11 protein-coding genes are annotated in these 12,800 nt (G+C 56.9%); 6 read left to right on the forward strand and 5 right to left on the reverse strand.

Annotated features, from left to right (window positions below):
• The first annotated feature begins 25 nt into the window (after positions 1 to 25).
• Positions 26 to 715, forward strand: a complete 690-nt coding sequence (locus LKO31_RS07040) for a Crp/Fnr family transcriptional regulator (RefSeq protein WP_227689522.1) — start codon at positions 26 to 28, stop codon at positions 713 to 715.
• Positions 716 to 812: 97 nt separating this feature from the next.
• Here the strand turns inward: LKO31_RS07040 and LKO31_RS07045 are convergent, their stop codons facing one another.
• Positions 813 to 1,484 (reverse strand): OmpW/AlkL family protein, encoded by a 672-nt coding sequence (locus LKO31_RS07045; RefSeq protein WP_227689523.1) that lies wholly within the window; start codon positions 1,482 to 1,484, stop codon positions 813 to 815.
• Between the two features lie 182 nt (positions 1,485 to 1,666).
• Here LKO31_RS07045 and LKO31_RS07050 point away from each other — a divergent pair, with 182 nt between their 5' ends.
• From LKO31_RS07050 to LKO31_RS07065, 4 genes are all read left to right on the forward strand, one after another.
• Positions 1,667 to 2,878, forward strand: coding sequence for an HAD family hydrolase (locus tag LKO31_RS07050; RefSeq protein WP_227689524.1), 1,212 nt, complete (start codon positions 1,667 to 1,669; stop codon positions 2,876 to 2,878).
• A 44-nt stretch (positions 2,879 to 2,922) separates the two neighbouring features.
• Positions 2,923 to 4,239, forward strand: a complete 1,317-nt coding sequence (gene hemN / locus LKO31_RS07055) for an oxygen-independent coproporphyrinogen III oxidase (RefSeq protein WP_227689525.1) — start codon at positions 2,923 to 2,925, stop codon at positions 4,237 to 4,239.
• Positions 4,240 to 4,834: 595 nt separating this feature from the next.
• Positions 4,835 to 5,776: an ABC transporter ATP-binding protein gene (locus LKO31_RS07060; RefSeq protein WP_227689526.1), complete on the forward strand. Its 942-nt coding sequence runs from the start codon at positions 4,835 to 4,837 to the stop codon at positions 5,774 to 5,776.
• The gene (locus tag LKO31_RS07065; protein WP_227689527.1) at positions 5,773 to 6,540 is read left to right on the forward strand and encodes an ABC transporter permease; all 768 of its coding nucleotides are present in this window, start codon (positions 5,773 to 5,775) and stop codon (positions 6,538 to 6,540) included. The genes LKO31_RS07060 and LKO31_RS07065 overlap by 4 nt, the downstream gene beginning before the upstream one ends.
• A gap of 201 nt (positions 6,541 to 6,741) precedes the next feature.
• Here the strand turns inward: LKO31_RS07065 and LKO31_RS07070 are convergent, their stop codons facing one another.
• A complete protein-coding gene (locus LKO31_RS07070; RefSeq protein ID WP_227689528.1) occupies positions 6,742 to 7,026 on the reverse strand; it encodes an integration host factor subunit beta in 285 nt (94 codons plus the stop codon).
• Between the two features lie 208 nt (positions 7,027 to 7,234).
• Positions 7,235 to 8,947: a 30S ribosomal protein S1 gene (rpsA, locus tag LKO31_RS07075; protein ID WP_227689529.1), complete on the reverse strand. Its 1,713-nt coding sequence runs from the start codon at positions 8,945 to 8,947 to the stop codon at positions 7,235 to 7,237.
• 443 nt (positions 8,948 to 9,390) lie between these two features.
• Here rpsA and LKO31_RS07080 point away from each other — a divergent pair, with 443 nt between their 5' ends.
• Complete coding sequence (locus LKO31_RS07080; RefSeq protein ID WP_227689530.1) at positions 9,391 to 10,689, forward strand: adenylate/guanylate cyclase domain-containing protein; 1,299 nt, start codon at positions 9,391 to 9,393, stop codon at positions 10,687 to 10,689.
• 90 nt (positions 10,690 to 10,779) lie between these two features.
• Here LKO31_RS07080 and cmk read toward each other — a convergent pair whose 3' ends face one another.
• Entirely contained in the window at positions 10,780 to 11,436 is a 657-nt protein-coding gene (gene cmk, locus LKO31_RS07085; RefSeq protein WP_227689531.1) for a (d)CMP kinase, read from the reverse strand.
• Positions 11,433 to 12,761 carry a 3-phosphoshikimate 1-carboxyvinyltransferase gene (aroA, locus tag LKO31_RS07090; protein ID WP_227689532.1) on the reverse strand — a complete coding sequence of 443 codons (1,329 nt, stop codon included), beginning with the start codon at positions 12,759 to 12,761 and terminating at the stop codon, positions 11,433 to 11,435. Before aroA ends, cmk begins: the two co-directional genes overlap by 4 nt.
• Positions 12,762 to 12,800 lie beyond the last annotated feature (39 nt).

The raw sequence follows: 12,800 nt of genomic DNA on the forward strand, positions 1-12,800 counted from the left end.
CGTCAGGCCACGCTAACGGGCATATGTGTCTGACTGTTCTGCCTGTATCGTGCGCAACCGCGCCATTTGTTCCGGATTGCAAGCCGATGAGCTTGTAATGTTGGGGAAGATTGGCCGCCGGCAAAAGATAAAGGCTGGCCATGTTTTAATGTGGGAAGGCGATGAAGCCCCTGTTGTGGCCAATGTGCTGGACGGTGTGTTGAAAATGGTCGTTTCTGCGGCGGACGGACGTGAGCAAATTGTTGGCGTGGTGTTTCCATCGGACTTTATCGGGCGGCCCTTTGGCAAAGAAACCCCCTATAGCGTGACCGCGATGACCGATGCCGAAATGTGCATTTTCAATCGCAAGGCCTTTGATGAATTTGCCAGCAGTCATCCCGATTTGCAGCAGAAATTGCTGCGCCGGACGTTGGACGAATTGGACCGAGCGCGCCATTGGATGATGTTGTTGGGGCGCAAAACCGCATCAGAGAAAATCGCGTCTTTCTTGTTGGAAATGTCGGAACGTTTGTCGGGGCAGGGGTGTGAAGCGGGCGTGCGGGCAAGCTTTGAATTGCCCTTTGGACGCCAACAAATTGCCGATATTTTGGGCCTGACCATTGAGACGACCAGCCGCCAATTAACAAAAATGCGTGCCGACGGTTTGTTGGACCTGCCGTCCCGCCGCGAGATTGTGATCCAAGATCGCAATGCATTGGAATTGTTGGCAGGCTGAACAACAAGCGTCGGCACGAGGATGGGCCACAAGGTTCGGAGAGAGGTAGCCCATGAGGAGTGGACCTAAGAAGGCCCAAGGGATGGGGTGGCTGGCCTTAGAAGCGGAAACCCAGACCCGCGCTGATCAGCCACGGGTCGAGCCGCTGACGGGTTTTTAACACCATCGTCTCGCCTGCATGCCATGTGGCGGTGGGCCGCATAATATAGCGTTTGGCATCCAGACTGAGCGTCATGCCTTTGGTGTTTAACGGCACATCAATGCCAGCCTGAAAGGCGGCGCCCAGTGTGTCGTTCACTTTTAACCGCGATGCGCCCATGGTTTGGGTGGTGCTGCCCGATTTTTCGTCGATGAAGATGAAATAGCTGGGGCCTGCGCCAACATAGGGGCGGACACCACCGTCTGCGCCGAAATGATATTTCACCGTCACGGTGGCAGGCAAGATTTTGACATTGGATGCCAATTCGGTGCCGCCCAGCGCGCCTGCGCCGTCAATATCATGCTGGGTCAGTCCAGCGATGGTTTCCAGCGAGATATGGTCGCTGACGAAATATTGCAGGGCCATGGTTGGCGTCACATTGTCATTGGCCTTGGATGCTGTGCCGGCAGGCAGGCTGAGCCCGTCATATTTGACCGAATCGATTTTGCCATCGGCCGCGACATAGGTGGCGAAAAGCTTGATATCCAAATCGCCTGCTTTGGCTTGCGCCCCCTGAGGAACGGCGAGCGCCGCCATAAGTGCAAAGAGGGGGAGGAGAGGCTGTTTCACAAAATTACCCTTTGTTTCACTATATTTGGTCGTGATGCCCCTTGAATGGCGCAAGCTGACCACCGCTTCATTGATCTGGCGCAAAAGGAAATTTGATCTGGATCAAGGAAAGGCCATGGCCAGCCTCACATGGTCCCTGCGCAGGGCAGAAGCCCTGAAAATATGCGGGGGGAAGGGCGGCGATGTCGCAGCATTTGGGGGTCCATCAATCGGGGGCACTACACGGAAATTCGCATGATCGGCGGGCACCGTCGTCCGGACGCTGGGGCCACATCTTGGGCAGCGGCGATGCGCGCTATATATTGTGCGTCTGTTTTCTGGCGGGGTTGCTGGCCGGTGCCGCGATGCTGATGGACGGGTGGGCGCATGGCTTTTGGATAAAAGCTGCGGGTGCTTTGGCTCTCTCTATTCTTTTATCCGTCATGGTGCTGAACGGCGTGATTTGGGCGGTGTTTCGGCGGCGGGTTGCGGGATTTTCGGCACAATGGGTGGGCGGGGCGATGCGCAACCTGTCTGGTGCGGACCTGTTGTTGATTGACGATCCGATGGTGCTGCGCCGGTCGGGGCGCTGTTTGGCGGCGCAGCAGCCCCGCTTGGACCCGCGCTTGGCCCCTGTGATGTTGGGGCTGGCGAAGCATGGCGACCACCCTTTGACCATTGCTTTGGCCAATTCGCTGGAGGGCAGCGGAGTGGCGGAGGAAATGATCAGCAAATTGGACGTTCAATCTTCCGGTCATCTGCGGGGCGAGTGGCGCGGGCATGATATCATACTGTTTGTGCAGCCCATTGGCTATGGCCATACAAAGCTGGTGATCCATTTGCATATGGACGGGGAGCCTGCGGCGTCGGCAGTATTTGACGAAGATATTCGCAGCGATGCGCCGCCGATGTTGCGGGCGCTGCGCCGTGCGGGCGTGGTGCCCGTGCTTTATGCGCCGGACAGCGCGCAGATGTTGGGGCCAATGGCGCGGCAATTGGGCCTGATGGCGCAAGGCTTTATGAGCGCGCCGGACAAAGACGCCGCCATTGCACGGCATTGCGCGGCTGGCCATGTGCCATTGATCTTGTCGCTAGCGGCCGGACGGGGGGCATGGATGCTGCGCAGCGGCGGAACGGGCAGGGCGTTGTTGATGGGGCAGGATATGGCCGCCATTCCGGCTGCCATTTTATGGGCGCGTGACCTGCGGGCGCTGAAGCATCATGGAATGCGGATATTGGGCATCACCCATTTGGGGGCCTTGGCGATGATGATGAGCGGTTGGACGATGCCCATCATCGCGGCTCTGACATGGGGCATTGGCGCAGGCGCGATGTGGTGGATATGGAGCCAGCATATCCATGGCCCAGATAAGCCAGCTGCGGCGGACCGCCTGAAAAAGAGAGCGGCAATTTGATCTAGGTCAATGTTTCAGGGTTAATGGAATTTTAATGAGCCTTTATGTGGACTTACCTTCCTGAATTGCTCGACCGCCCTGTGCCGCGTTACACCAGCTATCCCACCGCTATGGAATTTTCCGACGCGGTGGGCGCGGGGGATTTTGTTGCCGCCTTGGACGATGTTGCGCAGGGCACGCCGATTTCCCTTTATGTGCATATTCCCTTTTGTGAGCAGATTTGTTGGTATTGCGGGTGCAACACGGGCGCGGCGGGGCGCAAGCAGCGTTTGTCCGATTATTTGGATGCGCTGAAACGCGAAATTACCATGGTGGCGCGCCGTTTGGGCGGGCGCGGCAAGGTGCAGCGTATCGCCTTTGGTGGGGGCAGCCCCAATGCCATTGCGCCGGTCGAATTCATCCGCTTGTTGGACCATATCATAACGATCTTTGATGCGGGCCAGCCCAATATTTCGGTTGAGCTGGACCCGCGCGGTTTTACGCCGGAATGGTCGATGGCGTTGAGCGCGGCGGGCGTGGATCGGGTGAGCTTGGGCGTCCAGACCTTTGCGGCGCATGTGCAGCAGCGCATTGGCCGCATTCAACCCAAGGCGGATATCGAAGATGCGGTCGCCAGCCTGCGCAGCCATGGCATTGAACAGGTAAATTTCGATCTGATGTTCGGTTTGCCGGGGCAAAGCCTGACGGATTTGGACGACACGCTGAGCCAGACGATTGATCTGGCCCCCAGCCGGATTTCGCTGTTTGGCTATGCCCATTTGCCCGCTTTATTGCCGCGTCAGCGCCGTATCGATGGCAGCAACTTGCCTGATCATGAACTGCGCTTCCGTCAAGCGCATCGGGGCTATCAACGCCTGACCGAGGCTGGATATCAGGCCATTGGGTTCGACCATTTTGCGCGGCCCGAGGACGCATTGGCCAAAGCATCGATGCGCGGAAAGGTTCGGCGCAACTTCCAAGGATTTACCGAAGACCAAAGCGATGTGCTCATTGGTTTTGGGGCCAGTGCGATTAGCCAATTTTCGAGGCTGATTTGCCAGAATGAAAAGCGGGTGGGCGTGTACCGTGACCGTGTCAACGCCCGTGACTGGGCCGCTGAACGGGGTGTGAAAATTAGCGCGGACGACCAGCAGCGCGGCGAAATTATTCGTGGCATCCTGTGTCAGGGACGCGCCAAAATTCCCCACGCTATGCTCTATTCCGCCCGCGATGCCTTGGTGAAATATGAAGTGCATGGCCTGATGATGTGGCGTCAAAATGAACTGATTTTGCCGTCTTATGCTTTGCCTTATGCCCGCCTGATCGCGGCGGAATTTGACCGATTGCGGGGCAATGTGACCAGCGAATATCAAATGGCCTGAGGGCGCAGCGCATAGAGATGGACCGGTTCCCGCTTGGGGGGGCAGGTAGCTGGGCGATCTTTGCTGGTGGATTTTCATCGGCGGGTCGTCCGGCTGCCTGTTTAGCATATGGGCCAGATGCACAGGGTGCCGGAAGTTCTGGATGGTGGTGCGGGCGGGGGGACTCGAACCCCCACGGGCAGAGCCCGACGGATTTTCTTACCTTCTACGGCTTTCGCCGCCGCTGGTCGAAACCAGCGTTTGGGGTCTGGACTATCCCTTCACCATGCCCATCGGTTGCCCTGTGGGTTTAGGTGCTGCCCGTCTAGTCTCTACACCTTCCGTAGTTTCCTACGGCTTGGCTCGGGATTACCAGTTAAAAGGCTTCCCCGAATTTGAGCAGTTCTACTTCGGCGATTTCCCGCCGAGCACTCAATTTGGTTTAAGTCCGTTGCGTCTACCATTCCGCCACGCCCGCACACCGAGGGGCGTTATAGGCAGGAAGTTTTCATAGGCCAAGACTGATAAAGCGGAAAAAATGGAAAAATATTCTGGTCCATTTTCATCCTGACAAAAGCCCCTTTCGTGCGAGCAAGTGCAAGGTTACAGGTGGCGCATGGACAATATTCTGGACATTCGTGGGCTGGGAAAACGCTATGCTGGTGGGCATCGGGCGTTGGACGATGTCAATTTGCAGATTCGCAAGGGCGAGATTTTTGCCTTGCTGGGTCCCAATGGGGCCGGAAAATCCAGCTTGATTGGCATTTGTTGCGGTATCGTCACGCCCAGCGAAGGACAGGTTTTGGTGGGCGGGCATGACCATCAAAAACAATTTCGCGCTGCGCGCAGCATGATTGGCTTGGTGCCGCAGGAATTGCTGACCGATGCATTTGAGCGGGTGGTTGTGACGGTCAATTTCTCGCGCGGGTTGTTCGGCAAGCCTAAAGATCCTGCCTATATCGAGCAATTGTTGAAGGACTTGTCCTTGTGGGACAAGCGCCACGCCAAAATGATGGAATTGTCCGGCGGTATGAAGCGCCGTGCGATGATCGCCAAAGCCCTGAGCCATGAGCCGGATATTTTGTTTTTGGATGAACCAACAGCGGGCGTGGATGTCGAACTGCGCCGCGATATGTGGAATATGGTGCATCGTCTGCGTGAACGCGGCGTGACGATTATTTTGACCACCCATTATATCGAAGAGGCCGAGGAAATGGCCGACCGTGTGGGGGTGATTACCGGCGGTAAGCTGATCTTGGTCGAAGAGAAACAGGCGTTGATGCAAAAATTGGGGCGCAAAACGCTGACCCTGAATTTGGCAGAGCCTTTGGAACGGGTGCCCGATGCGTTGGCCCCATGGAATGTGCGGCTGGGGGCTGGCGGTTATGAGCTGATTTATGATTTCGACAGTCAGGCCGAGGCAACGGGCGTACCGTCTTTGCTGCGCCAGATGAGCGATATGGGCATGGCGTTTAAGGATTTGCATACCAGCCAAAGTTCGCTGGAGGATATTTTTGTCGGCTTGGTGCATCAAGACCGCCATGGGGGTGATGCATGATGATGAATTTTCGTGGTATGTCGGCAATCTATGCGTTTGAAATGGCGCGTTTTGGGCGCACATTTTGGACCAGCTTGATGTTGCCAGTGGTCACCACCGCGCTCTATTTCATCGTATTCGGTTCCGCAATTGGCAGCCGCATGTCGGATATTAGCGGCGTTCCTTATGGCGCGTTCATTGTGCCTGGTCTGATGATGCTGACCATGTTCAGCGAGGGGATTAGCAACGCCAGTTTTGGCATTTATATGCCCAAATGGACGGGCACGATTTATGAAATGCTGTCGGCGCCCCTGTCGGCGACGGAATTGCTGATGGCTTATGTTGGGGCCGCCGCAACCAAGGCAGTGCTGATTGGCGCGATTATTTTTGGCACGGTCCATTTTTTTGTGGATGTTGAAGTGGCGCATCCGGCGGCGATGGTCGGGTTCATGCTATTGCTGGCGGTGACCTTGTGTTTATTCGGTTTCATCATCGGCCTGTGGGCGCAAAGCTTTGAGCAATTACAGGTGGTGCCGATGCTGATCGTTTATCCGCTGACCTTTTTGGGCGGGGCCTTTTATTCCATTGATATGTTACCGCCTTTTTGGCGCAGCGTGGCGCTTTTCAACCCCGTGGTTTATTTAATCAGCGGATTTCGCTGGACCTTTTTTGGACAGGGCGATGTGTCCCCCATGGCCAGTATGGTGGCGGTGGCTCTGTTCTTGATTTTGTGCCTGAGTGCAGTTTTCTGGGTGTTTCGGACCGGATATCGGTTGAAACAGTGATCACTAGCCTATGGCGAGCGCACGGCTGTATGGAGGCTAGATTGCCCCCCGTACAGGGTGCAGCCCAAATGCGCGCGAAAGATGCCGTATTGAGTAGGCTGATGCCGTTCTGACTGAACAAGGGTTTGAGCGCGTAAGACCGTGAACATGCGTTGGCGGCACGGCGTGCCGCCAATCGAAAAGCGCATGATGAAAAGGCGGTTAAACGCTTTGGTTTAAGCGTTCGCGCATTTCCTTACCGGGCTTAAAATAAGGGACTTTTTTAGCGTCCACATCGACGGATTCACCAGTGCGGGGGTTGCGACCCGTCCGTGATTCGCGTGCGCGGGTCGAAAAAGCACCGAAACCGCGCAATTCCACGCGGCCACCATCAGCAAGTTGTTCAACGATGGAATCGAAGAATGTGTCGACAATCGTTTCGACTTCTTCGAGACGCAAATCGCTGTTTTCGTTTGCAATTTTTTGAACCAGTTCAGACCGGATCATTGTGTTCCCCTTATTTTACGGACAGGCGAGACAGCAACTCATGGTATTGCTTTCTTCATCTGTTCGTTTCCCCTTCCAGATGAGGGTAGGGCTAACACGATTTATAACAAGCGCAAAATAAAAGTGATCGCAAAATTTTGTAACGAAAAGAGAAAGGCCCGCGCAGCATAGCTGCGCGGGCCCCTGAATTGGGTCGGGAACCGAAGGATTAGTCCTTCTTGGTGGTTGCCTTCAAAGCTTCGCCAAGGATGTCGCCCAGCGATGCACCCGAATCTGACGAACCGTACTGCGCAACAGCTTCCTTCTCTTCAGCGATCTGAAGAGCCTTGATCGAGAAGCTTGGCTTCTTCGAACGGTCGAAACCGATGACCAGTGCGTCGAACTTCTGACCAACTTGGTAACGCTCTGGGCGTTGCTCGTCGCGGTCGCGGCCAAGGTCGGCGCGCTTGATGAAGCCGGTCGCACCATCTTCGCCAGCTTGAACTTCGAGACCATTGTCGCGAACTTCCAATACCGTAACGGTGGTGGTTTCGTTCTTCTTCAGCGTGCTCGTCGTCGTGGTTGCGCCAACAGCTGGTGCGCCCTTTTCGAGTTGCTTGATGCCCAGGCTGATGCGTTCCTTTTCGACGTCAACGTCGAGAACAACAACCTGTACGCTTTCGCCCTTGCGGTGCAAGTGAAGCGCTTCTTCACCCGAGATGCCCCAAGCGATGTCCGACATGTGAACCATACCGTCCACGTCGCCAGGCAGGCCAACGAACAGACCGAATTCGGTTGCGTTCTTGACTTCGCCTTCGACGACCGAACCAACTGGGTGTGCGTCTGCGAAGGCGCCCCATGGGTTCGATTGAGCTTGCTTCAGGCCCAGCGAGATACGACGCTTGTCGCTGTCGACTTCGAGAACGATAACGTCGACTTCTTGGCTCGTCGAAACGATCTTGCCAGGGTGAACGTTCTTCTTGACCCACGACATTTCGCTGACGTGAACCAGACCTTCGATGCCGGGTTCCAGTTCCACAAATGCACCATAGTCGGTGATGTTCGTGACGGTGCCCGACAGCTTCGCGCCCACTGGATATTTGGCTGCAACGCCTTCCCAAGGATCGCTTTCCAGTTGCTTCATGCCAAGGCTGATGCGCTGCGTGTCGCGGTTGATGCGGATGATTTGAACCTTCACGGTGTCACCAATGTTGATGACTTCGCTTGGGTGGTTCACGCGCTTGTAGCTCATGTCGGTGACGTGCAGCAGGCCGTCGATGCCGCCGAGGTCAACGAACGCACCATAATCGGTGATGTTCTTAACGGCGCCTTCGATGATCTGACCTTCTTCCAGATTCTGGATCAGGCCCGAACGCTGTTCTGCACGGGTTTCTTCGAGGATCGCACGACGCGAAACAACGATGTTACCACGGCGGCGGTCCATCTTGAGGATTTGGAACGGCTGAGGCAGATCCATGAGCGGAGCAACGTCGCGCACAGGGCGGATGTCGACTTGGCTGCCAGGCAAGAAGGCCACGGCGCCGCCGAGGTCAACGGTGAAGCCACCCTTAACACGGCCAAAGATAACACCTTCAACGCGCGTTTCTTTGTTGAATTCTTCTTCCAGACGGTCCCAAGCGGCTTCGCGGCGAGCACGGTCGCGCGACAGCATGGTTTCACCGTTGGCGTTTTCGACGCGGTCGACATAAACTTCGACTTCGTCGCCAACCTTGATGTCGGCTTTCTGGCCAGGCATGGCGAATTCGCGCAGTGGCACGCGGCCTTCGCTCTTCAAGCCAATGTCGATTACTGCCAGATCATTTTCGATGTTGGTGACAGTGCCTTTTACGACGCGACCTTCAAAGCCGCCGTCTGCACCGCCCAACGAGTCATCGAGCATCGCGGCGAAATCGTCGCGTGTCGGAAATGCCGTTGAGGCCATGGGATTATCCTTACTTCATTTGTTCCGGCCAAGCGGTTGGTTCCGCTGGTCTTGTGGCCGATCCGTCTTACCCGCCGAATTGCGGATAAAACATTCGTCTGAACCATGGCGGGCGGCATGCCGTAAGCAACGGAAATATCAGCAAAACCATGTGAAAAACATAGTCGCGATATGGCTTGATTAGGCCATATTCCATAGCGATAGCAGCCAGACCAGAGTCCGACGAACGCGCCGCCTATAGTTTTGATGGGGCGCAATAGCAAGAAAATAGCGATTTTCGGCCCAGTCTATGCGGCCGAACTATCACCGAGTGATCTAACGCACGGGCGCATGGTTCCGGTTTGTTTAGATTTACCGAATAAGCCGTAACGGCTGGCGCGTGATGATGGGCGACATAGGGTTGCCGTCACAAGATTATGGGCCGTGGGGCGCAGGGGGTGAATATGAGTATATTTGGCGTAGGCCGCTTTGATGACCCAGCGGTGGAGCAACGGTTCCAGACGACGGCCCGTCAATATCGCCTGCCTTTTGTGCGCCTGTACGGCGTGATGTTCATGCTCGTGTCACTGGCTTATAGCATTTTGAACCCGCTTTTTGTGTCACCCGATGATATGGTCAGTCTGGCGATTTTGTTTGGCGTCATGCTGTTGATTAGCGGGGCCTATATCTGTCTGACCTTTTGGGATGGATATTTGGCGCGGCCCCATATTGATTTTACGGCCTTGTTGATGCTGGTTTTTCTGTTGGGGCGGGTGAATTTAATCCTGTTCGACGAATTGATTATGCAGGAACAGGAAATGCACGCGGTGGGCGTGATGAACCGGCTGGCGATCAGCGCCTTTGCTGCCGTGGTATTGGCTGGGCGGCCCAAGGCGTTTTTGCTGTGGCTGATGCTGGATTTGTGCATGTTTTTGATCACGGTCGTGCCGCTCCAAAGCCATGGGGCGGGCTTATATTATGCGCTGCTCAGCTATGTTTCGGGCGCGACCATCATGTTGGCGATCAACCTAGCGATTGAGCGCACCAGCCGTGCGGCCTTTCAATTGGCGCAGGCGCTGGAGGTGGAGCGCCAGCATAATGAGGAACTGGTCTATAATATGCTGCCGTCCGGCGCGGTGGAGCGCATCAGGGGCGGGCATGTTGTCGCCGACAGCTTTGCCGACGCCAGTGTGATTTTCATTGATATGGCGGGTTTTACCGCGCTGACCAAGCGGATGTCGCCGGGGCATTTGGTCGATGTGCTCAATTGTTTTTTCCGCCATGCCGATGAATGTGCGGCGCGGCATGGGGTGGAAAAGGTCAAGACGATTGGCGATGGATATTTGGCGATGGCGGGCGGCAATGTTGCCGCCAATAATAGCGCGGATGCCGCCATTGCCTTTGCGCATGATGTGTTAACGATTGTGCCAGAGCTGCGCCGTATTGCAGGCGTCGACCTGGGCTTGCGAATTGGCATTCATAGCGGGCCGGTGGTCGGCGGGGTGATTGGCGCGACGCGCATGGCTTATGATTATTGGGGGGAGACGGTGAATATGGCCTCCCGCCTTGAAAGCTGTGCCCAGATCAACGGTATCGCCATTTCGGAAAGCTGTTGGCTGCGCACCAATAAGCGCGCGGAATTTGGGCCCGTGCAGCAGGAATTGCTGAAAGGTGTGGGGGAGACTTGCGTGTTTCGTTCCGTCCCCAAGGCAGCGGCAGAGGCTGTCGAGGATGATATGGCAGGTTTTGGACGCGTGGCCTAATGGCAGCGGCTTGGCGGGATGAACGCAAAGCCCCCCTTTGATCGGGTGCCTTGCTAGTCTCTTGGCCAAAGCGGGGCTTCGCTGTGCCCCTTAGGCGCTGTGCAATTTGCTGGTGACAAAGGCGATGGCAGCGGCCAGCGCTTGTTCCCGCGACATATCGCTATTGTCCAGCAGCATGGCGTCCGGCGCTTGGCAAAGCGGGGCGTCTTTGCGGCCGGTGTCGCGCGCGTCGCGGGCGCGGATGTCGGCCAATATCTCTTCATAGCGAACGGGGACGCCGCGCTGGGTCATTTCGCTATATCGGCGCTGGGCGCGCACGTCGGGGCGCGCCGTGACGAATAATTTGGCATCGGCATGGGGCGCGATCACCGTGCCTATGTCGCGGCCATCCAGCACCGCGCCGCCCACTTGGTTGGCGAAATCAACCTGTCTGGCCAGCAAGGCCGCGCGAACTTGCGGGTGGGCGGAGATCTGACTGGCCAATGCACCGGTGCTTTCCAGCCTAAGGTCGGGATGGGCCAGCAAGGCGTCATCAAATCGACAGGCGGCCAAGGCGTCGTCGGCACGGCTGGCATCGCCGCCATTTTGGGCAAGCTGATACCCCACGGCGCGGTACAGCAAGCCCGTGTCCAAATAGGGCAGGCCGAAATGCGCCGCCAATTGCCGTGCGATGGTTCCTTTGCCCGATGCGGTGGGACCATCAACGGCAATGATCGGGCCAGCAGGATGTGCGCCCGCTGGCGTCATTGTTGAAGGCCCGACAATAATATTTCGAAATTGGGGAAGCTGGTTCCAACCGGCGTCATATCGTCGATGGTGACCGCTTGACGGGATACCAGCCCAGCGATCGCAAAGCTCATGCAGATGCGGTGGTCCAGATGGCCTGCGATGGTGCCGCCACCCGCCAGCAATTCGCCGCCGCTGCCGTCGATGCTAAGCCCATCTTCGCTTTCGCGCACCGTAACGCCAATGGCTGCAAGGCCGGTTGCCATCACCGCGATGCGGTCGCTTTCCTTGACGCGCAATTCATCAAGGCCGGTGGTGTTGGTCGTGCCTTGGGCCATGGCGGCGGCGATGAACAGGACGGGGAATTCGTCGATCATGCTGGGGGCCAGCGCGGGGTCCACGTCAATGCCGGTCAAAATGCTGTGCTTGATGTGCAGATCAGCCACCGGTTCGCCGCCGACTTCGCGGGGGTTTAATTCTTCGATATGGCCGCCCATTTGGCGCAGCACGGTCACAATGCCGGCGCGTGTTTCGTTCAGGCCGACATTGGTGATGATGACATCGCTGTCTGGCACGATCAGCGCCGCGACGATGAAGAAAGCGGCGGACGACGGGTCGCCCGGCACGATGATATTTTGGGGTTGCAGCTCTGCTTCGCCGCGCAGGCGGATGATGCGGCTGCCGTCGCTGTCCAGATCGACCGTCAAATCAGCGCCAAAGCCACGCAACATGCGTTCGCTATGGTCGCGGGTGGGGATGGGTTCGATAATTTCGGTGATGCCGGGGGTGTTGAGGCCCGCCAACAGAATCGCGCTTTTCACCTGAGCCGAGGCCATGGGCAGGCGATAGGATAGCGGCACAGCAGGGGCGATGCCGCGCACCATCAATGGCAAGCGGCCGCCAGGGCTGGCGGAAAATTCGGTGCCCATTTGGGCCAGTGGGTCCATAACGCGGCCCATTGGGCGGCTCGACAGGCTGGCATCGCCCGTGAAGGTCACATGAATCGGGTGCGTCGCCACCAAGCCCATCAACAGGCGGGTGGACGTGCCGCTATTGCCCATTTCCAACGCATGTTGGGGTTGGAGCAAGCTGCCCACGCCCACACCGTGAATGACCCATTCGCCATTGTCTTGGCGGGTGATCTGCGCCCCCATCGCCCGCATAGCGTCGGCGGTTGCCAGAACGTCATGGCCTTCGAGCAGGCCGGTGACTCGGCTTTCGCCGACCGAAAGAGCACTTAACATCAGCGAACGATGCGATATGCTCTTGTCACCCGGAATGGTGATCTTACCTTTCAGGGAAGATGAGGTGGAGAAGCGGCGAGGGGAAATAGGATGTTCGATCATGACGAGCGGCTTTTGACAGCGGCTCGACAATCTGGCAAG

It is taken from the genome of Sphingopyxis yananensis, from assembly GCF_020687785.1.
In the GTDB taxonomy this organism is placed as follows: domain Bacteria; phylum Pseudomonadota; class Alphaproteobacteria; order Sphingomonadales; family Sphingomonadaceae; genus Sphingopyxis; species Sphingopyxis yananensis.